This window comes from Rhizobium sp. BK377, from assembly GCF_014193935.1.
In the GTDB taxonomy this organism is placed as follows: domain Bacteria; phylum Pseudomonadota; class Alphaproteobacteria; order Rhizobiales; family Rhizobiaceae; genus Rhizobium.
This window is the reverse complement of record NZ_JACIAC010000009.1, coordinates 65,935-87,746: the sequence shown is the minus strand read 5'-3', so window position 1 is coordinate 87,746 and position 21,812 is coordinate 65,935. Positions and strand designations below refer to the sequence as shown.

The 21,812-nt window shown below is 59.4% G+C and carries 22 protein-coding genes and 1 pseudogene; 15 read left to right on the top strand and 8 right to left on the bottom strand.

What is annotated here, in order from left to right; translation table 11 throughout:
- Positions 1 to 4: 4 nt before the first annotated feature.
- On the bottom strand, positions 5 to 1,024 hold the full coding sequence (locus FHT92_RS27185; protein WP_183743066.1) for a LacI family DNA-binding transcriptional regulator: 1,020 nt from the start codon (positions 1,022 to 1,024) through the stop codon (positions 5 to 7).
- A 216-nt stretch (positions 1,025 to 1,240) separates the two neighbouring features.
- Between FHT92_RS27185 and FHT92_RS27180 the strand changes: the two genes are divergently transcribed.
- The 5 genes from FHT92_RS27180 (at position 1,241) to FHT92_RS27160 (ending at position 7,577) form a co-directional block, all read left to right on the top strand.
- A complete protein-coding gene (locus FHT92_RS27180) occupies positions 1,241 to 3,499 on the top strand; it encodes an alpha-L-rhamnosidase (RefSeq protein ID WP_246735575.1) in 2,259 nt (752 codons plus the stop codon).
- A gap of 66 nt (positions 3,500 to 3,565) precedes the next feature.
- Entirely contained in the window at positions 3,566 to 4,846 is a 1,281-nt protein-coding gene (locus FHT92_RS27175) for an ABC transporter substrate-binding protein (RefSeq protein WP_409527177.1), read from the top strand.
- Between the two features lie 63 nt (positions 4,847 to 4,909).
- Positions 4,910 to 5,773 (top strand): carbohydrate ABC transporter permease, encoded by an 864-nt coding sequence (locus FHT92_RS27170; protein WP_183831075.1) that lies wholly within the window; start codon positions 4,910 to 4,912, stop codon positions 5,771 to 5,773.
- The gene (locus FHT92_RS27165) at positions 5,770 to 6,594 is read left to right on the top strand and encodes a carbohydrate ABC transporter permease (protein ID WP_183831073.1); all 825 of its coding nucleotides are present in this window, start codon (positions 5,770 to 5,772) and stop codon (positions 6,592 to 6,594) included. The genes FHT92_RS27170 and FHT92_RS27165 overlap by 4 nt, the downstream gene beginning before the upstream one ends.
- Positions 6,595 to 6,596: 2 nt before the next feature.
- Positions 6,597 to 7,577, top strand: a complete 981-nt coding sequence (locus tag FHT92_RS27160; RefSeq protein WP_183831071.1) for an ABC transporter ATP-binding protein — start codon at positions 6,597 to 6,599, stop codon at positions 7,575 to 7,577.
- 3 nt (positions 7,578 to 7,580) lie between these two features.
- Here FHT92_RS27160 and FHT92_RS27155 read toward each other — a convergent pair whose 3' ends face one another.
- Both FHT92_RS27155 and FHT92_RS27150 read right to left on the bottom strand, forming a co-directional pair.
- Positions 7,581 to 7,865: an acylphosphatase gene (locus FHT92_RS27155; protein WP_183831069.1), complete on the bottom strand. Its 285-nt coding sequence runs from the start codon at positions 7,863 to 7,865 to the stop codon at positions 7,581 to 7,583.
- Positions 7,866 to 7,954: 89 nt separating this feature from the next.
- Entirely contained in the window at positions 7,955 to 8,863 is a 909-nt protein-coding gene (locus tag FHT92_RS27150) for a helix-turn-helix domain-containing protein (RefSeq protein WP_183743051.1), read from the bottom strand.
- 85 nt (positions 8,864 to 8,948) lie between these two features.
- On the opposite strand from FHT92_RS27150, the gene FHT92_RS27145 reads away from it, so the two are divergent.
- The 7 genes from FHT92_RS27145 (at position 8,949) to FHT92_RS27115 (ending at position 15,960) form a co-directional block, all read left to right on the top strand.
- Positions 8,949 to 10,223, top strand: coding sequence for an ABC transporter substrate-binding protein (locus FHT92_RS27145; protein ID WP_183743049.1), 1,275 nt, complete (start codon positions 8,949 to 8,951; stop codon positions 10,221 to 10,223).
- An 80-nt stretch (positions 10,224 to 10,303) separates the two neighbouring features.
- The gene (locus FHT92_RS27140) at positions 10,304 to 11,164 is read left to right on the top strand and encodes a carbohydrate ABC transporter permease (RefSeq protein WP_183743047.1); all 861 of its coding nucleotides are present in this window, start codon (positions 10,304 to 10,306) and stop codon (positions 11,162 to 11,164) included.
- Positions 11,161 to 11,997 carry a carbohydrate ABC transporter permease gene (locus FHT92_RS27135; RefSeq protein ID WP_183743045.1) on the top strand — a complete coding sequence of 279 codons (837 nt, stop codon included), beginning with the start codon at positions 11,161 to 11,163 and terminating at the stop codon, positions 11,995 to 11,997. The genes FHT92_RS27140 and FHT92_RS27135 overlap by 4 nt, the downstream gene beginning before the upstream one ends.
- An 11-nt stretch (positions 11,998 to 12,008) precedes the next feature.
- A complete protein-coding gene (locus tag FHT92_RS27130) occupies positions 12,009 to 13,094 on the top strand; it encodes an ABC transporter ATP-binding protein (protein ID WP_183831066.1) in 1,086 nt (361 codons plus the stop codon).
- Between the two features lie 33 nt (positions 13,095 to 13,127).
- The gene (locus tag FHT92_RS27125; protein ID WP_183831065.1) at positions 13,128 to 15,131 is read left to right on the top strand and encodes an aldo/keto reductase; all 2,004 of its coding nucleotides are present in this window, start codon (positions 13,128 to 13,130) and stop codon (positions 15,129 to 15,131) included.
- Positions 15,132 to 15,300: 169 nt separating this feature from the next.
- The gene (locus tag FHT92_RS27120; protein WP_183743040.1) at positions 15,301 to 15,519 is read left to right on the top strand and encodes a hypothetical protein; all 219 of its coding nucleotides are present in this window, start codon (positions 15,301 to 15,303) and stop codon (positions 15,517 to 15,519) included.
- Positions 15,520 to 15,585: 66 nt separating this feature from the next.
- Positions 15,586 to 15,960 (top strand): hypothetical protein, encoded by a 375-nt coding sequence (locus FHT92_RS27115; RefSeq protein WP_183743038.1) that lies wholly within the window; start codon positions 15,586 to 15,588, stop codon positions 15,958 to 15,960.
- A 33-nt stretch (positions 15,961 to 15,993) separates the two neighbouring features.
- Here FHT92_RS27115 and FHT92_RS27110 read toward each other — a convergent pair.
- From FHT92_RS27110 to FHT92_RS27100, 3 genes and pseudogenes are all read right to left on the bottom strand, one after another.
- Positions 15,994 to 16,203 (bottom strand): annotated as a pseudogene (locus tag FHT92_RS27110) (DUF2934 domain-containing protein); the annotation flags it as partial.
- A gap of 32 nt (positions 16,204 to 16,235) precedes the next feature.
- The gene (locus FHT92_RS27105; RefSeq protein ID WP_183831061.1) at positions 16,236 to 16,418 is read right to left on the bottom strand and encodes a hypothetical protein; all 183 of its coding nucleotides are present in this window, start codon (positions 16,416 to 16,418) and stop codon (positions 16,236 to 16,238) included.
- 144 nt (positions 16,419 to 16,562) lie between these two features.
- Entirely contained in the window at positions 16,563 to 17,333 is a 771-nt protein-coding gene (locus FHT92_RS27100) for a siderophore-interacting protein (protein ID WP_183831059.1), read from the bottom strand.
- 303 nt (positions 17,334 to 17,636) lie between these two features.
- On the opposite strand from FHT92_RS27100, the gene FHT92_RS27095 reads away from it, so the two are divergent.
- Together FHT92_RS27095 and FHT92_RS27090 are read left to right on the top strand one after the other, a co-directional pair.
- The gene (locus FHT92_RS27095; protein WP_183743033.1) at positions 17,637 to 17,948 is read left to right on the top strand and encodes a DUF982 domain-containing protein; all 312 of its coding nucleotides are present in this window, start codon (positions 17,637 to 17,639) and stop codon (positions 17,946 to 17,948) included.
- Positions 17,949 to 17,982: 34 nt separating this feature from the next.
- The gene (locus tag FHT92_RS27090; protein WP_246735569.1) at positions 17,983 to 18,909 is read left to right on the top strand and encodes a lytic transglycosylase domain-containing protein; all 927 of its coding nucleotides are present in this window, start codon (positions 17,983 to 17,985) and stop codon (positions 18,907 to 18,909) included.
- A 35-nt stretch (positions 18,910 to 18,944) separates the two neighbouring features.
- Here the strand turns inward: FHT92_RS27090 and FHT92_RS27085 are convergent, their stop codons facing one another.
- Both FHT92_RS27085 and FHT92_RS27080 read right to left on the bottom strand, forming a co-directional pair.
- Complete coding sequence (locus tag FHT92_RS27085) at positions 18,945 to 20,435, bottom strand: glycosyltransferase family 39 protein (RefSeq protein ID WP_183831055.1); 1,491 nt, start codon at positions 20,433 to 20,435, stop codon at positions 18,945 to 18,947.
- A 574-nt stretch (positions 20,436 to 21,009) separates the two neighbouring features.
- Positions 21,010 to 21,156: a DUF1127 domain-containing protein gene (locus tag FHT92_RS27080; protein WP_183831053.1), complete on the bottom strand. Its 147-nt coding sequence runs from the start codon at positions 21,154 to 21,156 to the stop codon at positions 21,010 to 21,012.
- 410 nt (positions 21,157 to 21,566) lie between these two features.
- On the opposite strand from FHT92_RS27080, the gene FHT92_RS27075 reads away from it, so the two are divergent.
- On the top strand, positions 21,567 to 21,716 hold the full coding sequence (locus FHT92_RS27075) for a hypothetical protein (RefSeq protein ID WP_183743025.1): 150 nt from the start codon (positions 21,567 to 21,569) through the stop codon (positions 21,714 to 21,716).
- The last annotated feature ends 96 nt before the right edge of the window (positions 21,717 to 21,812 follow it).

Below are 21,812 nucleotides of genomic sequence, written 5' to 3'. Positions count from 1 at the left end.
CCCTTCAAGTGCTTCCGCGTATTTCGACATGCGGATCGATCAGCAGATGCCGGGCTTCTTCACGGCCGTCGATCCTGCCGAGCAGCGTCTTGGCTGCAGTTCTGCCGAGTTCAGCGGCATTCTGATCCACGCTGGTCAGGCCGACGAGCGGTATCGCCGCCATCGGAGAGTTGTCATAGCCGATAATCGCCAGATCCTCCGGAACCCGTAGGCCGCTCATGCGCGCGGCATTGATGAGCGGAACGGCATCGAGATCGGACCAGACGAAAACGGCACGCGGACGGTCCTTCAAGACCAGAAAATCATCGATCGCGGCTCGACGGTCGGTTCCTACCAAAGGCAGGCGAAGGATGCGGGCCTCCAGCCCCGCCGCCTTCATGCCGTCAAGATAGCCCTTCTCGCGCTGCACGGCGACAATGGTCGGCGGTGAATCGGCAAGGTCATAACCGAGCATGGCGATATCCGTGTAGCCGGACCGCAACGCCGCTTCCACTGCCAGAGTGGCGCCCCGGCGATCATCAGAATTGACGGTGTCGTAGGTCTGGGCATGTGGCTCGTGATGGGCGATGACGACGATCGGGATCTGACGCGCATAGCGCTCCAGCACCTTGCCCGATATCCTGGGAGCAATAATCAGCACACCATCCATACGATTATCGATCATCGATTCAATCATCGAAGCCTCGATCGGGCTCGTAGAGCGGCCTATCCCGATCAGCGACTTAAAGCTGCTTTCCGCCAGCGTGCCGTTGGCTTCCTCGATGACACCCGCAAGGAACGGGTTCGACAATTCGATCACCAGGATGCCGACCGTCTGCGTGCGGCCGCGCATGGCGCGTGCCGCCACAGACGGACGATAATTCAGCTTTTCGATGGAGGTCTCGACCTTCGTCCGCAAGATGTCGCTGACACCGTAGGCATTGCGCAAAACCTTCGACACCGCAGCGACGGAGACGCCGGCATCCTGCGCCACATCGCGGATCGTGATCCTGTCTCTCGTCGCGTTAATCGCCTGATTTTTCATTCCAAATTGCCTCAACCAAAAGTGTCCTAAAATTATTGGCACAAAAGCTCTTGCGCGGCAATCGAGAATGTAGAATGATATACATAGAACGATACACACGGAGCGGCCGTCGGAGGAATTGGCGGTTGAGGGAGGTTCTGAATGAGGACTATTTCGACCCATGGCATCGCCGGGGAGGACGGGCTTGCCGGTTCTGCTTTCCAGTTTACAGCATCGATGATCGGTCCGTCCTGCGATGGCGGACAGGCAACAGCTGGCACCTTCCTGTCGCGCGAATTCATGCTTGATACCGTTCCTGCAGAAGCAACACTGCGCATTTCGGCACTTGGCCTCTACCGCGCCTTCATTAACGGTCAGCGCGTGGGCAGCGACCTGTTGACACCCGGCTGGACCTGCTACGACGACCGCATCGCCTATCAGACCTATGACGTCACCAGGCTCCTGCAGCCCGGCAGCAACCGCATCGAGATCTGGCTCGGCGATGGCTGGTATCGCAGCCAGCTGATGTGGGCTGCCAATCCAATCGTCAATTGCTGGGGCGAGCGGGTAGCCGCGATCGCAGAATTGCGTGCCGGCGGCGAACTGCTCCTGAAGACGGATGACAGCTGGAAGAGCGGCTTCACTCCCGTTGTGCGCAACGGGATCTATTACGGTGAAGATTACGACGCCCGTATCCGCCCCCACGATGACTATGGTGTCGACATCCTTTCCTTCGATAAGGCCTCGCTGGTGCCGCACGAAACCGGTGCAGTCAAGGAACTGGATGCTCTCGCCCCGATCGACAGCTGGACGGAGGCCGATGGGCGCACCGTTTATGATTTCGGGCAGAACGCCGGCGCCTACGTCCGCCTGCGCCTGAAAGGTACTGCAGGCGCGCAGGTGCGCGTCGAGCATTCCGAGGTGCTCGGGCCGGATCGCTTCTTCGACAACCGCAACTATCGCAGCGCACGCGCCGAACTTCTCTACACCCTCTCGGGTGAGGGCGAAGAAGAATATGCCCCGCTCTTCACCTTCTTCGGATTCCGTTATGCGCGCATCACTGTGACCGGCAAAGCCGAGCTCGTCGCTATTACCATGGTGCCGGTCACCTCGGTGCCGGTCAGAGCCGGCGGCTTCACCTCGGGCGTTGCCGCCGTCAACCGGCTCGTCGACAACACCATCTGGTCGCAGCGCTCCAACTTCATCGAAGTGCCGACCGATTGCCCGCAGCGCGATGAGCGCCTCGGCTGGACCGGCGATGCGCAGGTCTTTGCCGGGACCGCCTGCTGGCTCGCCGATAGCCAGTCCTTTCTGAAGAAATATCTTCGCGATGTGATCCACGACCAGCGCGCCGATGGCGCCGTTTCGCATTTCTCCCCCGATCCGACGCGACTGCACCCAATCAGCGGCCGTGGCGAATGGGCGGGCTCGACCGGCTGGGGCGATGCGATCGTCATCATTCCTTGGCAGCTCTACCTGCATTACGGCGAAAGCGCGGTCCTGGAAGAATGTTTTCCGGCCATGCTGCGCTGGCTCGATTATCTTTGGGGGATCTCCGATGGGCCGATCATCCGTCCGCCCGCCGTCTGGGGCGCGCATGGTTTCACATTCGGCGATTGGCTCCAGCCGGTCGGCGATAACAGGAAGCCGCGCCCGACCGTGGCAGACGATTGCGCAGCCACCCTCTACCACTTCATTTCCACTCAGCTGACGGCGAAGATCGCACGTATTCTCGGCGAAACCGTCGAAGCTGCGCGGCTTGAGAAACGCGCCGACGAGATCAGGGCGGCTTTCAGGAACGAGTTCTTCTCGCCCTCCGGCCGCATTGCCCATAACGACCAGACGTCATGGTCTCTGGCTTTTCTCCATGGCCTCGTCCCATCCGAATATGAAGAGGCCGCTCGCGGTTATTTTCGCAGGGTGGCGGAAGAAACTGACGGCGTCATCGGTACGGGCTTCATCGGCACCCCTGCCCTGCTGCCGGCTCTGACCCGGCTCGGCATGCTGGACCTCGCCGAAAAGATGTTCCTGAACCGGAAGGTTCCGGGATGGCTGTATCAGGTCGAGCACGGCGCGACATCGATCTGGGAGCGATGGGACGCGCTCGCCGAAGATGGGACGATCTACGATCCCGATATGAACAGCTACAATCATTATGCCTATGGCGCCGTTTGCCAATGGCTCTTCGAAGACGTTGCCGGGATCAAGCCGCTGGAGGACAAGCCCGGCTTTGAGGAGATTGCCTTCGATCCGGCAATCCTACCTGCTCTCTCGCCGGTTTCAGCCTGGCATGACACGCGTTTTGGCCGTATCGAAGCTGGATGGACCCTGGAGGAGGGTTTCGTCACGTGCCGTCTGGTGCTGCCGCCGGGTGTTACTGCACGCCTGCAGGGCCGAAGCGACCGTAAGGCGTTGAAGGCGAATGGCGCCACAGTCGAGCAAGGTCAGGATCTCAGGCTCGTTGCGGGGGAGCATAAAATAACATTTTCCATCTGATGTGGTCGCTCGCGGTGAAATCCCGCGAGCAGGCAGCCAACGCATTCCGGTCTTCAAGAGGAGGAAATGACTATGCGAATGACGAAGTGCAGCATCCTTGCAGCCAGCATCATGGCTCTTGCCGCTGGAGTGGCACATGCGGATGTGACCCTCAGCGTGCTGATCGATACCAATCCGGAATCCATTGCCTCGTTCGATGCCGTTTCCAAGGCCTATATGGAAAAGCACCCGGACGTTACCTTTGACGTCGAGCAGCGCGCCGGCGGCTCTGAGGGCGACAACATCGTCAAGACCCGGCTCGCGACCGGCGAAATGGCCGATGTCTTCCAATATAACAGCGGTTCGCTCTTCCAGGCTTTGAAACCGCAGGAAACGATCACGGATCTTTCCGATCTTCCCTCGGAAGCCGGCATTCAGGACAGCTTCAAGAAGGTCGTCACCAGCCCTGACGGGCATGTCCGTGGCATCCCCTTCGGCTCGGCGATGGGCGGTGGCATCTTCTACAATAGAAAGATCTACGCCGATCTCGGGCTGACGCCGCCGAAGACATGGGCGGAGTTCATGAGCAACAACGAGAAGATCAAAGCAGCCGGCAAGGTTGCCGTGGCGCAGACCTACGGCACGACCTGGACCTCGCAGCTCTTCGTGCTGGCCGATTTCTACAACGTGCAGTCCGAGGTTCCGAACTTCGCCGACGACTATACTGCCAACAAGGTCAAATATGCCAATACGCCGGCAGCGCTGCGCGGCTTCGAGCATCTCGAGGAGGTGGCCAAGGGCGGCTACCTCAATGCGGACTTCGGAGCGGCGACCTTTGATGACGGCATGCGCATGGTCGCTACCGGCGAAGCCGCCCATTATCCAAACCTCACTTTCGGCATCGGCAATGTTCAACAGAATTTCCCTGACAACCTCAAGGACTTGGGCTTCTTCGCCCAGCCTGGAACCGACGCCACCAAAAACGGCCTGACGGTCTGGATGCCCTCGGCGCTCTACGTTTCCGCAAAGTCCGCAAATGTCGAGGAAGCCAAGAAATTTCTCGATTTTGTCGGCTCCAAGGAAGCCTGCGACCTGATGGCAAAGGCCGTTCCATCCGGCCCCTATCTCGTCAAGGGTTGCGAACTGCCGAAAGATATTCCACCGGCCGTTTCCGATATGCTTCCCTATTTCGAGACGGCGGGACGCAATGGTCCGGCGCTCGAATTCCTCTCGCCCGTCAAGGGACCGGCGCTCGAGCAGATCACCGTCGAGGTCGGAACCGGCATCCGCTCCGCCAAGGACGCCGCTGCCCTCTACGACCAGGATGTCGAGAAGCAAGCCAGGCAGCTTGGCCTGCCGAACTGGTAACCTCCCAGCCGATCCCCCATCCAGGTCCATCGGGCTGGATGGGGGACGCCTCAAGGTGTCCGTATGACAAGACGCAAGTCCCCTTATCCCTACTGGTTCGTGCTGCCAGCGGCGGTGGTGTTCACTGTTCTCTTTCTGGCCCCGACGATCGCATCCTTCTGGTTCAGCCTGACGCGCTGGGATCTGTTCACCACGCAGTTCATCGGCCTGGAGAACTATCGGCAGTTCTTCCGAGAGCCCTTCCTGATCCAGGGCCTGATCAATACGATCATCTATGCCGTCCTGACCTCGGGCACAAAAACGGTGCTCGGTCTGCTGCTCGCCGTCTTGCTGACCTCAGGCCTCTGGGGGCAAGGCCTGCTGCGCACCGTGATCTTCTTTCCGGTCCTGGTATCGACAATCGGCGTCGGCATCACCTTCTCGGTGCTCATGCATCCGACCCGCGGGCTGATCAATGTGGCGCTCGCCGCCGTTGGCATCCATGGCCCCGGCTGGCTGACCGACCCGGCCCTTGCGCTGTATTCCATCGTCTTCGTCGACCTCTGGAAGGGGATCGGGCTTGCGACGGTCATCTATATTGCCGGTCTTGCCTCGATTAGCCCGGATTATTATGAGGCCGCCCGCATTGATGGCGCGACCCGCCGACAGATGTTCTTTCGCGTCACGGTTCCGCTGGTCAGGCCCGCGACCGTCACCGTCGTGACGCTCTCGCTGATCGGCGGGCTCAGAAGCTTCGACCTGATCTGGGCGATGACCCGCGGCGGTCCCGGTTTTTCGTCGGATGTGCTCGCAAGCGTCATCTACAAGCAATACCAGGCAGGTTTCTACGGCCTGTCGACCGCCGGTAACGTGATCCTCTTCCTGCTCATCGGCCTCATCGTCCTGCCGCTGACGGCCTGGTTCAATCGCAAGGAGGTGGACCTATGAGCCGGCGCCAGCTCTATACCGGGATTGCGGCGCTGGCCGCCTGCGGCGCGATCTTCGTGCTGCCTTTCCTCTTCATCTTCATCACCGCCGCCAAAACGAAACAGGATGCGGCGACGCTGAGATTCAGCTGGCCGGTCGAATGGCAGCTCTGGCAGAATTTCATGGAGGTCGTGCAGACCCGCAACTATATGCTGCTGCTCGCCTATTTTAATTCGACCATCATTACGGTGGCCGCCGTCACCCTGCTGGTGCTGTTCGGCGCCATGGTCGGCTATGTGCTGCAGCGCCGCCCCTCACGCTGGAATACGGTCATCTATGGCTGCGTGCTCGCCGGCCTGATGATCCCGCCAGCGGTTGTCCCGACCATCTGGGTGCTGCAACTGCTTGGCCTGTTCAAGACGCTGTCGGGCATGGTGCTGATCCAGGTCGCCTATGGGCTGGGCTTCACCGTTCTGTTGTTTCGCAGTTTCATCGCAACGATCCCGCGGGATCTCGACGAGGCTGCGATCATCGATGGCGCAAAGCCGTTCCAGATCTTCTTTCGCGTCATCCTGCCGCTTTTGAAGCCGGTTACCGTCACGGTCATCGTCGTTCAGTCGATTGCCATCTTCAACGATTTCACCAACCCGCTTTACTATCTGCCGGGCCGCGAGAACGTCACCGTGCAGCTGACGCTCTATAACTTTCAGGGGCAGTTCCAGACGCAGTTCAATCTGCTGTTCATGAACATCCTTCTGGTGACCATTCCGCCCCTGATCGTCTTCATCTTCTTCAACCGTCAGATCGTAGCAGGCATGACCGCCGGTGCAGTCAAGGGATAGCCATGACATCAGTTGTTCTCGAAAGTGTCCGCAAGAGTTTTGGCAGCCTGGAGGTCATGAAGGGCGTCGATCTCACCGTCGAGCCAGGCGAATTCTGCGTCTTCGTCGGCCCGTCCGGCTGCGGAAAATCGACCCTTCTGCGCATCATCTCCGGATTGGAAACGACGACATCGGGGCAGGTGTTCATCGACGGCAAGGACGTGACCGATGCCGAGCCTTCCGAGCGCGGCATCGCCATGGTTTTCCAGTCCTATGCACTCTATCCGCATCTGACCGTTGCGGAGAACATCGGCTTCGGCCTGTCGCTCGCAAAGCGCCCCAAGGCGGAAATTGCCGAAAGGGTGAAGCAGACCGCCGACGTTCTGCAGCTTTCGCATCTGCTCGATCGTAAGCCGAAGGCGCTCTCCGGCGGCCAGCGTCAGCGTGTCGCGATCGGCCGGGCAATCATCCGCAATCCGAAAGTCTTTCTGTTCGACGAACCGCTGTCGAACCTCGATGCGTCACTGCGCTCGCAAATGCGCATCGAATTGACCGAGCTTCATGCCAAGCTCGGCGCGACCATGATCTATGTCACCCATGATCAGGTCGAGGCGATGACCATGGCCGACAAGATCGTCGTCCTGAACGGCGGACAGATTGAACAGGTGGGAACGCCGATGACGCTCTACAACAATCCGGCCAGCCCCTTCGTTGCCGGCTTCATCGGCTCACCGAAGATGAACCTTTTCGATGGAGAGATTGCAACTCGGGAAGGCTGCCGGATCTACGGTATCCGGCCCGAGCATATCGCGCTTTCATCCACCGAAGGAAAATGGCAGGGCAAAGTACGCCATATCGAGCGACTGGGTGCCGACACGGTAGTCTATCTCGATGTTCCGGAACTGCAGACGCTTGTCGTACGTACGGACGGCGATCGCTCGGTGATGATCGGAGAAATACAATTCGCCTCGCCGCTCGCAGGTAAAGAACACAGGTTCTCCTGATCGCTATCGGACGATACGAAAGTCGTTCGGCACCTCATCGAGCGTTGCTTCCTCCGCCTTCACGTCGGATACGGAGGAGCCGGAGGGACCGCTCCAGAAACGCTCCAGCATGGCACCGGTAGCACCCTGAGAGCCGACAATCAAAGCGCTGACCGAGCCGTCGGCCTCATTGCGCACCCAGCCTGTTAAGCCGAGTTGCAAGGCTTGGCCGCGGGTCCAGGCGCGATAGCCGACGCCTTGCACGCCACCGGTGATGCACACACGAAAGGCATCCTGACTGATCGTCATTTTGCAGTCCTCTCTGACATTAGGACAATGATGCCCGGCTGTCGCTCGTTCCAAGCGCGACCGGTTCTGAGAGGCATGTTCACGGCATCTCAACCGGCGACGGAGATATTCCCTATCACTGAGCGTATATCCCGGCGGAAGTCGGACGGGGACATGCCGGCTATATTGCGGAACGACTTGTTGAAGGCACTGATCGATCCAAAACCGCTGTCCATCGCGATCTGGAGCACATTCGAACCCTCGCCCATCAACTGTGCCTGGGCATGCGAAAGACGCAGCAAATTGAGATATTTACTGATCGTCATGCCGGTCGTCTTCTTGAACAGGTTCATGGCATATTTCGGATGGAGATCGACCGCGCGGGCAATCTCGACGGTATCGATATCCTGCAAGAAATTGCTCGCAATGAAGTCGCACATGCGAGCAACGCTGCGGGACAATTGCGCGTTGGGTTGCTCAAGTTCGTCCGCGATATTTCCAGGTATCATCGAGTAGGAATCGAGCGCAATCCGTTCGATGCGCAGAAGCAGCTCATCCACGGCATGTTGCGTCTTCCGCAGGTCGCCGGACCTGGCATAATCATACCAACGCGGGAAATTCGCTTCATCCGCCGCGTCGGTCGAAGACGTCAGCAGCATCTCTCCTTTCATCAGGCGAGTGCCTATCGTCGGAGGCAGGCGCATTCTGAAGAAATAAACAAGCGGCAGATGCGCGCCGGCATAGAGGGAATCATCCGACGAATCGTCCATCTGATGCGGCTGTCCGCCCCAGAACAGGCACATCTGGCCAGCCCTGAGGCTGACTTCATGGCCATTCATGCGATAGTGAACACTGCCGCGCATGATGTAATTGACCTCGACCTGAGCATGCCAGTGCGGCATCGCCATGACCGGCGGATGGGCATAAAACATCTGAAGTGCCATCGGCATGCCTTCAATGGTGCTGGCACCGGGCTGGTAAACAGGTTTGCCGACGACCTTACTTTCCGCCAATTCCATATTCCCTTTTTATGAGACAGCCATTCCCGCAGCGCTAGATTAGTCACGTTCGCTCAGCGACGGCAATTGAAAAGGGAGGATTTTCATGCGCTCTAAACTCGTCACTGCAACGACAGCGCTTGTGCTGCTTGCATCCGGATCTGCCTATGCGCAATCCGCTACGCTTACCATCTGGAGCTGGAATGTCGCAGCTTCGGCTCTCAAATCTACGGTCGAAGGCTTCAACAAGCAGTTTCCCGACATCAAGGTCGATGTTCAGGATCTTGGTAATCAGCAGGTCTTCGACAAGACGCTCGCTGCCTGTGCTGCCGGCGGCGACGGCCTTCCCGATATCGTGACGGTCGAGAATTTCGAGGCCGAGATCTTCTGGAGCCGTTTTCCGGATTGCTTCGCCAATTTGAAGGACCTCGGCTATAACGCCGATATGCAGGCGAAATTCCCCGAGTTCAAGCGAACCGAACTCGAGGTCGGCGATGTCGCCTATGCCATGCCCTGGGATTCCGGGCCGGTCGCCGTCTTCTATCGTCGTGATTACTATGAAAAGGCTGGCGTCGATCCTAAGTCGATCGCAACCTGGGACGATTTCATTGCTGCCGGCAAGAAGATTTCTGCCGCCAATCCCGGCGTCGTGATGGGCCAGGCTGATTTCAACGGCGACAGCGAATGGTTCCGCATGCTCGCCAATGAACAGGGCTGCGGCTATTTCTCGACCGATGGCCAGTCGATCACCATCAACCAACCGGCCTGCGTCCAGACGCTGGAAAAAGTCAAGGCGATGAAGGATGCCGGCACGCTGACGGCGGCAAACTGGGACGAGAAGATCTCCTCCAACACCGCCGGCAAAGTGGCAAGCCAGCTCTTCGGCGGCTGGTACGAAGGCACGATCCGTTCCGGCTCTCCCGATCTGGCTGGCAAGTGGGGCGTCTATGCCATGCCCGGCATGACCGCCGACAGCCCGCATGCGGCCAATCTCGGCGGCTCGTCGCTCGCGATCAACGCCAATTCGCAGAACAAGGAAGCAGCCTTCAAATATCTGACCTACGCACTCACCACAAATGAGGGCCAAGTCACCATGCTGAAATCTTTCGGCCTCGTGCCGTCCCTGTTGTCAGCTGTCCAGGATCCCTTCGTCAACGAGCCGCAGCCCTATTGGGGCGGCCAGAAGATCTGGGCCGACATTCTCGCGACCCTGCCGAAGATCGTGCCGAGCCGCGGCACGGCCTTCCAGACGGATGCAGATGCCATCTACAAGACGACGCAGACGAAGTATTTCGCTGGCGGCTATCCCGATGCAAAGGCAGCCCTCGACGACGCTGCCAAGCAGATCGCTTCGGCGACGGGTCTTTCGATCGCACAATGAATGGCAAGCCGGGCGCCAAAGCGCCCGGCCTCGTCTGCCGCGGGAGGCGGCGGGCACATTCGTTTCGGTAAGGAGGTACCATGCCGGTCAGAAACCGGAGCGCCTACGCGTTCCTTGCGCCCTATCTTCTGGTCTTTGCCGCCTTCTGGGTCTGGCCGATCATCAATTCATTTCTGATCTCGTTCCAGAACACGCGTATCAATCCGTGGAAATTCAGCCTTCAGGCCAATTGGGGACGCCTGTTCGCCGACCCTGCCTTCTATAATGCCGTCTATAACACCCTCGTCATCCTGGTCATCCAGGTGCCGGTCATGATCGCCCTTGCGACCATTATGGCGGTGCTGCTCAATTCGCCGCTTCTGAAAGCGCGCGCCCTGTTCCGCTTCGCCTTCTTCGCGCCTGTTGTCGTGGGCGAAGTCGCCTATGCAGCGGTCTTCCGGCTGATGTTCAACCTCGATTTCGGCATCATCAACAAGCTGATCGGCGCAACAGGCCTTGCGCCCGTTTCCTGGTTCGACAATGCCAATGCCGCCATGGTCGTCATCGTCATCGCCGTGACGTGGCGCTGGGCGGGTTACAATGCCATCATCATCCTGGCCGGCCTGCAATCGATCCCGGAAGATGTTTACGAGGCAGCCACACTCGACCGCGTCAGCAAGCTGCAGCAGTTCTTCCACATCACCCTGCCGCTCCTGAAGCCGATCATTCTTTTCTGCGTCGTCCTGTCGGTCATCGGCACGATGCAGCTCTTCGCCGAGCCTTTCCTCATCACCAATCGCGGCGGGCCGGGCGGCGGCACGGAGACGCTTGGTCTGCTTCTCTATCGCCAGGGCTTTACATCGCTGAACTTCGGTTACGCTTCAGCAATCGCCTATACGATGGCCGCCCTCGCAGTCGCGATCTCGCTTCTCAATCTCTGGGTCGGGAGGGAGCCGAAATGAGATCCAAGTCACAATCCCTTCTCATCCGCCAGATCGCCTTGCACGCCTTCCTGCTGCCGCTCGCAATCATCTGGCTCTTTCCGCTCTGGATGATGTTCGTCTTCTCGACGATGCCCGATTACGGCATTTTCAGCCCGCAGATCGTGCTCTGGCCATCGACCAACTTCGTGGCAAACTTCCAGAACCTGCAGGCAGACACGAACTTCGTCGGCGCAATGGTCATCTCCATCGTCGTCGCCACCGTCTATACCGTTCTGTCCGTGCTCTTGACCTCGATGGCCGGATGGGCGCTCGCCCGCTACCGCTTCGTCGGCCGCTCGCTGGTCATCGCCATCATCCTCGGCACCATCACGCTTCCTTATTTCGTCGTCGTCATTCCGCAATTCATCATGGTGGCGCGCGAGTTCAAGCTCGCCAATACCTGGGTCGCCCTCATCGTGCCGCCGCTCTTCAATTCGCTCGGCGTGCTCTTCATGCGGCAATCCTTTTCCATGATGCCGAACGATCTCTTCGATGCGGCGCGTGTCGAAGGCGTCAAGGAATGGCAGATCTTCCTGCGCATTGCCCTGCCGCTTGCCCGGCCGACGATGGCGGCACTGGCGATCATTCTCTTCCTCGCCTCCTGGAACAACTATCTCTGGCCGCTGCTCATCAACTCGAAGCCGGGCATGATGACGGCTCCGGTAGCGCTTGGCGTTCTGATCGGCCTGACCAAGGTCTCCTGGGGCGGCATCATGGCGGGCGCGGTGCTTCTGACCGCGCCGATTCTCATCGTCTTCGTGGCTCTACAGCGCCACTTCATCGCCGGCATTGCGGCCGGCGCAATCAAATAATCGGGGAGCCCATGGCAGAGCTTTCACTCAACAATATCGTCAAACGTTACGGTTCATTCGAAATCATCCACGGCGCCGATCTGGACGTGAAGGACGGCGAATTCGTCGTCTTCGTCGGCCCTTCCGGCTGCGGAAAGTCCACGCTCTTGCGCATGATCGCCGGCCTGGAGGATATCACCGGTGGCGAACTGAAGATCGGCGGGCGCGTCGTCAACGATGTCGAACCGGCCGACCGCGGCATCGCCATGGTTTTCCAGTCCTATGCGCTCTATCCGCATCTGACTGTCGAGGAGAACCTGAGCTTCGGCCTGCGCATGAATGGCAATCCGAAGGCCGATACCGAACGGCGCGTTCGCCATGTCGCGGAGATTTTGCAGATCACGGAATTGATGACGCGCCGGCCCAAGCAGCTCTCCGGCGGTCAGCGCCAGCGTGTGGCGATCGGCCGGGCCATCGTGCGCGAACCGCAGGTCTTCCTGTTCGACGAGCCGCTTTCGAACCTCGATGCGGAATTGCGCGTACAGATGCGCGTTGAGATCTCCAGACTGCACAAGCAGCTCGGCACGACGATGATCTATGTGACCCACGATCAGACCGAGGCGATGACGCTGGCCGACAAGATCGTCGTCTTGCGCGCCGGCAATATCGAACAGATCGGCGCGCCGCTCGATCTTTACGACGACCCCGCCAACCAGTTTGTCGCCGGCTTCGTCGGTTCGCCGAAGATGAACTTCCTGAGAGCCGAGGTGGCGGGCGTGCTGGCAGGCAAGGCAACGGTCGTGCTTACAGGCGACAAGACGGTTCGGATGGAAGTGCCGCTTTCCGACCCGTCCGTAACATCAGGCGCGGAAGTGACGCTCGGTATCCGGCCCGAACATTTCGGCGAGGCGGGCCAGGGCGAGGCTGATCTGACGGTTGCCGTCGATGTTGCCGAGCACCTTGGAAATACCAGTTACATCTACGCCAATTTCGGCGGCGAGCAGCTCATCATCGAGCAGCCTGAATCCCGCAATCTTGGGAAGACCGAGACGCTGACAGTCTCCCTGCCCGCCGCCCGCACCTTCCTGTTCGACGCCGCCGGCAAGCGGCTCCGCTAACCTGATCCCAAGACTTAGACGAAAGAGGATAGTATGACTTCAGATAATCCGATCCGCTGGGGCATCATCGGCCCCGGCACCATCGCCCGCACCTTTGCCGATGGCGTCGCGCATTCACGCACCGGCAAACTCGTGGCGATCGCCACCCGCAATCCCGATAAGCCGGGCCTTGCCGAGGGCTTTCCGGGAGCCCGTATCGTCAACGGTTACGAAGCCTTGCTGATGGACAAGGGGGTCGACGCGATCTATATCGCCACACCCCATACCGGCCATGCCGAATGGGCCATCAAGGCGATCCGCGCCGGCAAGCATGTGCTGGTCGAAAAGCCGATCGCTCTCTCAGCCTATGATGCCGAGGCGATTTACTACGAGGCGAAGAAGGCTGGCGTCTTTGCCGGTGAAGCCTTCATGTATCGTGTCCATCCGCAGACCGAAAAGCTTGTCGAACTCGTCAAGAGCGGCGTGATCGGCGAGGTCCGCATCATCCGTTCCTCGTTCGGCTTCAGCATGGGGACATACAAGCCGGAACATCGCCTTTTTGCCAATGAAACGGCCGGCGGCGGCATCCTCGATGTCGGTGGCTATCCCGTTTCCATGGCCCGGTTGATCGCCGGTGCCGCGGCCGGAAAGCCGTTCCTCGATCCCGAAAAGGTTTCGGGCGTCGCCCATCTCGGCCAGTCCGGCGTCGACGAGTGGGCATCGGCCGTGCTGAAATTCCCGAACGAGATCATCGCCGAAGTCTCTTGCTCGATCATGGCACAGCAGGACAATGTCTTGCGCATCATCGGCTCGCAGGGCCGTATCGAGGTCAAGGATTTCTGGTTTGCCTCCGGCCACAAGGGCGGCGTCGGCAAGATCGAGATCTTCAGGAACGGCGAGCAGGAGACGGTCGAAGTCAAGGAAGACCGCTGGCTCTATTCCTTCGAAGCGGATGCCGCCGGTGACGCGATCCGTGCCGGCGAGCAGGAATTCCGCTCACCGGGCATGAGCTGGACGGATTCGGTCAACAATCTCAAGGTTCTCGACCAGTGGCGCGCGTCGGTCGGTCTCGAATATGGCGTCGAAAAAGCCGCCAAGCGCACCCGGAACATCGCCGGCGGGGTTGTCCGGCGCGGCAACTCCATACCGCAGCGCCAGATCCCCGGTATTTCCAAGCCGGCCTCGGTCGTCACTCTCGGTTTTGAATTCTTCCCGAATTTCGCAGCCGCCTCGCTGACACTCGACACCTTCTATGAGGCAGGCGGCAATGTCTTCGACACGGCCTTCGTCTATGGCGGCGGGAAGACGGAGAGCATCTTCGGCGACTGGCACACAAGCCGGCAGGTGCCACGCGAGGAGATCGTCCTGATCGGCAAGGGCGCCCACTCGCCGCTCTGCTATCCCGATGTCATCAGCAGACAACTCGACCAGTCGCTCAACCGCCTGAAGACCGATTATGTCGATATCTACTTCATGCATCGCGACAATACCGATGTGCCGGTCGGCGAATTCGTCGACGCCATGGATGCCGAGGTCAAACGCGGCCGCATCCGCGGCATCTTCGGTGGCTCGAACTGGACGCGCGAGCGCTTCGACGAGGCGATCGCCTACGCGAAGAAAAACGGGAAGCAAGCACCCGCCGCCCTTTCCAACAACTTCTCGCTCGCTGAAATGCTCGATCCGATCTGGGCCGGCTGCGTTACCGCCTCTGATGACGAGTGGAAAAGGTGGCTGAACGAAAAGCAGATCCCGAACTTCGCCTGGTCGAGCCAGGGCCGCGGTTTCTTCACCGACCGGGCCGGTCGCGACAAGCGTGACGACGAGGAGATCGTGCGCTGCTGGTATTCGGATCGCAATTTCGAACGGCGTGACCGCGCGATCGCGCTTGCCAAGGAGCTTGGCCGGCATCCGATCCATATCGCGCTCGCCTATGTCATCGCTCAGCCCTTCCCCGTCATCCCGCTGATCGGGCCGCGCACGATCGCCGAGCTGGAAGACAGCCTTTCGGCGCTGGACATAAAGCTGACGGTCGAACAGGTGAAATGGCTGGAAAGCTGATTGCCTCTTCCAAAGATGGCATGACGGCAAGCGGCAGGCCTGAGCGCCTGCCGCTTTTCTGTTGTGCGACGCTGTAGCGTCAGCAACAACAAATCCATCGGTGTTGCATTCTCGCCATTGCAGTCAACCATAGGTCATCTAGTGTGAGGCTGCACCAGGGAGCAACGCGATGACGCGAACGGTTTGGCCGAAGGAAGCGCTGACGTCGGAGACGATGAATTTTCTCGACGGCATTCACCAGGAATGGTGCTCGGCCGCGCGTTGCAACCGTAGCAGCAGCCTCGGAATGGCGAAGGCGAAAGCGTTGGTCGACTGGTTCGAGTTCGGCGTGCAGGATCGCGACGAATTGCTGGGTCTGCTGTCGGAAGATTTTTCCGGCGCCGCCTGAGGCGCCCCACTTGTTTTTGCCGTATTGGCGCTACCTCACTCTGGACGATATCAGGAGGCGACGCCTTTGCGTAAACATCTAGTATTATTCGGCATTATCCTGTTTCCGGCAGCAGCTTTCGCGCAATCCCCGGATCTGGAGGCGACATGTCAATCCGTCGCCAAGGCCTTCTTCATGAGCGATCAGCTTTCGATCGGCATGGTTCAATCCTTTCCGGAACTCAAGCCGCCGGGTGTTCGCATGACCTATTCGACACGACAGGGAACTGCACCGGGCGAGATGACCGATGCGTTCGAATGCGAGTTCGACAAGGTCGGCAAGCCGCATCAGCTTACGCGGTTCTGCGTGTCAAATACCTGTTATTCGCCGAGTGAAGATGATGCCGATCGAAAGCGTCGCTTCGAGGAAGCCCGGATTCTGCTGGAGCGTAGTGAGAAGTAATCTACCTATACGTGACTAACGGCGCCCGTGAATATCACCGCTCTCGCCGGCACCCTGGAGCAGAGCCGCATCGTCGCGATCGTCTTCGTCGATCAGCTCCTGCATCGTCTCGTGTTCGTCATCCTCGCTGAGCTCGTCGGATGCCTGCAGCCAATGGCGAAGTGCCGCTCCTTCCGGACGGCCTTCCTGCTCCCAGATCTCGTAGGCGCGCTGCCGAATTGCTTCTTCCTTGTCTCTGGCCATTCTCTTACCTCCAATCTGCCGGCTTCCTCTCGTCATTGGGCGACGCCGGTGATCGGATCGACGATTGGCCGCTCGCTTTCATCCCGGGCGCCCGGCGGCTGGACCGTCGCGGGAGCGATGGACTGCTTGTCCGCACGCTCTGGCGCTTCCGCGATCGGCCCGTCATCCCGGGGACGGCGCTGTTCGGCTTTGGCGTTGGTATCCTTTGTGCCCATGACGCATCTCCTTTGCTAGGAAACACCGGCATTCGTTCGAGGTTCCGCCGCCGAATTCAAATGAGTGCTGGGCAACAGGCTCCCTTCCCTATCGCTCCAGCCAACCGGCAGGAGCGATAGGGGGGATCGGGAATTTTCCGGCTGTCAGAACTTCTCGGTCGTATCGGCCTTGCCCTTGACCCAGTAGCCCGAGGCCTTGATCCAGCTCAGCGGATAGCCGCGTTCTTCGACAAGATACGCACGGACGGATCGCACCACCGATGCTTCGGCTGCGATCCAGACGAATGTCTGGGGAACGATATCGATCCCTGCCAAAGCAGCAATCAGCGGTTCGGCATCCGTTACGTTGAAAAGAGGACGGTAGACCCAGCGCGTTGTGAGCGCTGCCGCTGTTTCGAAAGATTGCTCTTCTTCCGGGCCTGCGACTGCGGCGATTGCCACAATGGTGGTATCGGCCCCGCTCTCCTCGATACGCCGGCCGATGGCAGCAAGAGCCGTCTCGTCGCCGATCAGAAGCCATCTCCTCACACTGTCGGCCACCACGGCCGAGCCGCGCGGCCCTCCGATCTCAAGAGACGCGCCGGGTTGGGCGTCTATTGCCCATTGCGTCGCCGGACCCGCCTCATGCAGAGCGAAGTCGATCGTCATGCTGCGGGCCGCATTGTCATAGCGGCGCGGCGTGTAATCCCGCCGTTCCTCGCCGCCGTGGGCACCTGGCACGATGATCTTGATGTGGTCGTCAGGCGCAAGGCTGGTGAAATCGGCGAGGTCTTCTCCCGTCAGCACGATGCGCCGCATGCCAGGGGTGATATCGGTGACACTTTCGACCGTCAGCGAACGGCGGCGCAATTCGTGGCGGACCCGCTCGATAATGGCTGCGGGAAACTGATGATTTATGGATCGATTATTGTCCATCATGTCCTTCCGGGGCCTCAGGAGACGATCCGCAGGACACAGTCGCGCAGACCGAAGCCGCAAAGCCGTTCGATCATACGCGTTGAGTGACGTTAACGCTTACGTGGCCGAAAGGTCATCAGCCAATGATGTTTCCTTTAGCGAAAGCCGGAATAGGAGGCAATAAAAACTTGAACCACATTCTCCGTTTTTGACATTGCCGGCAGAGCCACCCTGAAGTTGTCATATACATTATCTTTCACACGCAGTCGGTATGGTTCTTGCAACGTTACCAATATCCATACGTTGGGGAGACCAAGTGTAATGGAATGGAACATATACGAGCGCTTTCCCCCTCTGGTGCTGATGCTGGGTGGCCGGGAAAAATACAGGGTCCTCAGAACGTTGAGAGACGCCGCTGAGGTTTTGATAGCGGACTGGCCGTCCGAGGACGGCGAGGAATATGTCGTGGCCGTCAAGGCCTGCGTCGATGCGATCACCGGGCAGATCGATGTCAGTGAACTGCAGGACGCTATTCGCCGTGCGGCAGCTGAGGCTGGCATTGGGGTCTTGACGGTTGTGCAAGCACATCGCTCGGAGCAACGGACCGACAAGGACGCTTGCCGTCTAGCCTGAAAACCGCGACGATGTCGCCAGAAGGTTGGTGACGATGAGATGCGGCATAGGCTTAATAGCTGCAGTGTTGGTTTGCGCAGCATGGGTTATCGTGGCGGCCACGGCCAGCGCTGGCGAGCCGTCAGCTTCCGAAGCGGCTTGCCTTTACCAGGGTGACGCTGGTGACGGACAAACCATGTGCATTCGAAAAGATCACTTCAATGCCGATCTCTGCGCCGTGATGGACCGTTTCGCGGCGATCCACAACCTTCCGCCTGCTTTCTTCGCCCGCCTGATCTGGCGCGAAAGCCTGTTTCGCCCGGAAGCGGTCAGTCCGAAGGGCGCGGAGGGCATTGCTCAATTCATGCCGGGAACCGCCCGGCGGCGAGCGCTCGAAAACAGCTTCGATGTCGTCCAGGCGCTCAAAGCGTCGTCCGGCTATCTTGACGAACTCAGGCTTCGTTTCGGCAATCTCGGACTTGCTGCCGCTGCCTATAATGCCGGTGAATCCGGGCTCAGCCGGTTTCTCTCCTCCGGCCGTTTGCCGATCGAGACCCGCGACTATGTGTTCGCGATTACCGGCCAGACCGTGGAAACCTGGCGGGACAGCCCTCCGGAAATCGCTGCGCCGGAGCTGCGGGACGGCATGCCGTTCCATCAGGCATGTGTGGCACTCGCAGAAACCCGGCAGATGAACGAGCCGGTGCTGACCGGATCGGCCGACTGGGCGCCATGGGGCGTACAGCTTGCCGCCCACTACAATCCGTCCGTGGCGGACCGGCTTTTTACCGTATCGCTTACAAAGCTTCCTGAGCCGCTGAACGCCGAGCGCGCCCTGATCGTGCGCCAAAGGGGCGGAAACTTCGGCTACCGCCCCCGCTATGCAGCGAGAATCGGCCGGGAGACCCGCGCCGAAGCGGCCGAGCTCTGCAGCACGATCCGCGCTGCAGGCGTTGCCTGCACTGTCTTCCGGAACCGCTGACGTGGATTTAGCGAGTTTCGGGCACAGTAGCGGGGCTACTTCGCCCCACCTTCGATCCAGGCATAGCCAATAGCAAACGCGTGTTTCCGATGTCCGAAGAGATAGGGCATCGCAAGGGTGTTTGTTTGCGCCACCTCGATGCCTGCGGCTTTAAGCCTGGCCGCAAAATCTGGCGTCATCGTCGCGTCCTTATCGCTGGGGCCGCGCCAAAGGACGAGAACAGGGCCTTTCGTGTTGGCGTAGTCGGTCGCTGCCGTGTCCGGGAAGTCCGGAAGCACGGTCGGCACCTCTGGCAATTGCAAACGAAAGTTGCCGGCAAGGTATTTGTTGGAGGCGATGATGAGGTTCGGTCTTCGAGTCGCCGTCAGCTCTGACGCGAAACCCGCCATGGGGGCGTTCAGGATCGGATAGTTGCCGACATATTGAGCCCCAACGATCCTGACGGTCAGAACCGTCACGATGATGACCATTGCCACCGGCACAACAGGCAGGAGGCGGCGAATCCCGACAGACAGGTCGATGCCTGCAGCCTGCATTTTCAACAGCATGTAGATGGGCAGGACCAGCAGAAACGGGTCAAGCCAGCGCTCATGGATATGGCTTGCGCCACCAACGACGACGAGGGCTACGGCAAGCAGGCTTGCCATCATCATCCGCTCGATCAGGCGGATCATCGGGCTCGTCGCCCTGAGCGCGCGCAAGAGGTCGCGACGGAAGGCGGCGGCGAACAGCACGATCGGCAAGGCTGAGAACCCGATGACGGCAACGACAAGGGAGACGAGCCCCTGACCGATACGCAGGATGGCGCTCGAGGCTTCGTGCCTTGCCGTCATCCGCTGCAGGGTCGCTGTCGAGGCGCTGTCGATATTGTCCTTCAGCCAGAGCGCGTGCGGCAGGACGATCAAAACGCTGATGGCAATTGCAGCAAGCACGCGCCAGTCGAGCAGACGGCGACGCCAATCCTTATCCGCCAACACCGCGAGCAGAGCGGCGGCAGGCAGGATGGCAAAATTATACTTGGAAATCATCCCGATGCCGGCAGCGGTGCCGACCAGGAGATAGGAGGTGAGTGTCGGCTTTTGCAGCGTTCTGAACAGGCCGTAGAGAAACAGCCCGGTTGCGACGAGCAGCGCCACGGTATGGGTCAGCTCGCGCTGCGCAAGAAAGCCAACCTGTGGGAGGGTGATGAGGCTTAGCATCGCGACTGCGGCAAGCGCCCTGTCCTTCAACGCCTCTCGAGCAGCGAGTCCATAGAACACGTAACAGAGAAAAAGAATGATGTTTTTGGGGATCACCAGCGTCCATATCGACAGGCCGGCTACTGAGACGACCGCATATTGAAGCCAATTGTAGAGGGGCGGCTGAGGGCCGTAGCCTAAGAAGAGATACTGCGAGAAGAACGCCTGCTCGGATTCGTCAAGACCAAGCGTGTCGGGAAGCGCGATCCGAATGAGTGCGTGGGTGATAAAATAGGCAGCCAGAAACAGCATTGCGGCAGGAAGGCTGCTGCCGATCCGCAACAGCATCGATCGCCGGCCCGTGTCGCTTTTCTCAGGCGGCGGAAAAGGAATGCTTTCGACGCTCACGATCTGACGACCGATTTGGCGACAGCATAATCCGCAGCTTCTCGAATGGCTTGTCGAAACTTTGGGACTTCTCTTCGAGGCATTCCTGGCATTCCCCCTGTAAGCGCTACCCTGAATAGCAGGCCACTCCGCCTGATGAAAGTCTAAATGGGTTCAAGAGAGGGAAACCGTGCGGCGGTAGACTCTGGATTGACCAAGACCGTCGCCTAAAGAGTAAGGCTATGCCGGGGAGGAGGAGATCCGGCAGACGCCTTTCATGACGCATGGCGGCGGGAGGAGGAGGCCACCCCGTTGACGCCGGCTTGGGAGAAGGTAAGCCGCGTCTCAGACAAAGCGACGGGGAGGAGTTTCACCGCTTCGCTTAATCAGCGATATGGGCCGATCGCTGCCAATCTTCTAGGCACATATTTGCAAAGGTGCCATGCGCTATGCGCCAGAAGAAGAGCTCATGTGATACGAAAAACGCGCCCGCCTTGGTTGGGCGAGCGCGTTTGATATTCGTTAAGAACCGGTCTTAGCGGCCGACGGCAGCGCGTGCGACGTCGCGGATATCGCTACGGGCAATACCCAGATCGTTCAGTTCGCGGCTCGACATACGGCCAAGCTCAGTAACGGTTTGCCGATACTTGCGCCAGTTGTTGAAGGTGCGTGCGATGTTCATTTTAATCCCCTTTCCTTGGGTCCAGCGATAGCTGCCAAATAGCGGCGCTTCGTTCGCTTTGATGAGAGATATATAATATGGGGCGGCGAGAAAGAGTAGCGTTCAGACTACAGCTCACCTATGCAGGAAATGCATGACTAAGCAGACTGATGGCCTCTTTTGAGGCGCCGTCCTATCCGTGAGTATAGTTTGAACGACGCCTGCTTAAGCCCCATGTGATCCCTACGATCCTTCCAAGCCGATGAGGGGCACATTCGATGTCTAAATCAGTCTGCGAAGCCTATCCTAGAATATGCAGTAAATCCCGTCTCGCGCACCCTCGTCCTGTCCGCCTGTTCCATCCCGCAAACGACAACCGACAAAATGCGATCCGGCCAACCCTCGTCGTCGCCCTACCCACAAGCCTTTCAGTGCCCGAGGCCAGATCGATATCTGCCCTGGAAGTCGGATCAGCTATTTCACTGCTGGGGCTGCTGATCTTCGCCGCCCATGAGGAGATCATGGCGGCCGCTTCCGCTCTCGAACAGTTTCTCGCGAGTGCGCCGGTCGCCCTCTGGTAGCCACAGCATCTCATCCTGCCGCAAATCTTGGGCGATCACCCAGGTGGTTCTGCCATGGCTGGACCAGCGGGCAGAACTTCAGGCGTTTCGATAATT

Bases quoted from the DNA above. Each gene is read 5' to 3' on its own strand.
- FHT92_RS27185 (WP_183743066.1), bottom strand. From the start codon at position 1,024: ATGAAAAATCAGGCGATTAACGCGACGAGAGACAGGATCACGATCCGC.
- FHT92_RS27180 (WP_246735575.1), top strand. From the start codon at position 1,241: ATGATCGGTCCGTCCTGCGATGGCGGACAGGCAACAGCTGGCACCTTC.
- FHT92_RS27175 (WP_409527177.1), top strand. From the start codon at position 3,566: ATGACTATGCGAATGACGAAGTGCAGCATCCTTGCAGCCAGCATCATG.
- FHT92_RS27170 (WP_183831075.1), top strand. From the start codon at position 4,910: ATGACAAGACGCAAGTCCCCTTATCCCTACTGGTTCGTGCTGCCAGCG.
- FHT92_RS27165 (WP_183831073.1), top strand. From the start codon at position 5,770: ATGAGCCGGCGCCAGCTCTATACCGGGATTGCGGCGCTGGCCGCCTGC.
- FHT92_RS27160 (WP_183831071.1), top strand. From the start codon at position 6,597: ATGACATCAGTTGTTCTCGAAAGTGTCCGCAAGAGTTTTGGCAGCCTG.
- FHT92_RS27155 (WP_183831069.1), bottom strand. From the start codon at position 7,865: ATGACGATCAGTCAGGATGCCTTTCGTGTGTGCATCACCGGTGGCGTG.
- FHT92_RS27150 (WP_183743051.1), bottom strand. From the start codon at position 8,863: ATGGAATTGGCGGAAAGTAAGGTCGTCGGCAAACCTGTTTACCAGCCC.
- FHT92_RS27145 (WP_183743049.1), top strand. From the start codon at position 8,949: ATGCGCTCTAAACTCGTCACTGCAACGACAGCGCTTGTGCTGCTTGCA.
- FHT92_RS27140 (WP_183743047.1), top strand. From the start codon at position 10,304: ATGCCGGTCAGAAACCGGAGCGCCTACGCGTTCCTTGCGCCCTATCTT.
- FHT92_RS27135 (WP_183743045.1), top strand. From the start codon at position 11,161: ATGAGATCCAAGTCACAATCCCTTCTCATCCGCCAGATCGCCTTGCAC.
- FHT92_RS27130 (WP_183831066.1), top strand. From the start codon at position 12,009: ATGGCAGAGCTTTCACTCAACAATATCGTCAAACGTTACGGTTCATTC.
- FHT92_RS27125 (WP_183831065.1), top strand. From the start codon at position 13,128: ATGACTTCAGATAATCCGATCCGCTGGGGCATCATCGGCCCCGGCACC.
- FHT92_RS27120 (WP_183743040.1), top strand. From the start codon at position 15,301: ATGACGCGAACGGTTTGGCCGAAGGAAGCGCTGACGTCGGAGACGATG.
- FHT92_RS27105 (WP_183831061.1), bottom strand. From the start codon at position 16,418: ATGGGCACAAAGGATACCAACGCCAAAGCCGAACAGCGCCGTCCCCGG.
- FHT92_RS27100 (WP_183831059.1), bottom strand. From the start codon at position 17,333: ATGGACAATAATCGATCCATAAATCATCAGTTTCCCGCAGCCATTATC.
- FHT92_RS27095 (WP_183743033.1), top strand. From the start codon at position 17,637: ATGGAATGGAACATATACGAGCGCTTTCCCCCTCTGGTGCTGATGCTG.
- FHT92_RS27090 (WP_246735569.1), top strand. From the start codon at position 17,983: ATGAGATGCGGCATAGGCTTAATAGCTGCAGTGTTGGTTTGCGCAGCA.
- FHT92_RS27085 (WP_183831055.1), bottom strand. From the start codon at position 20,435: ATGCTGTTGCGGATCGGCAGCAGCCTTCCTGCCGCAATGCTGTTTCTG.
- FHT92_RS27080 (WP_183831053.1), bottom strand. From the start codon at position 21,156: ATGAACATCGCACGCACCTTCAACAACTGGCGCAAGTATCGGCAAACC.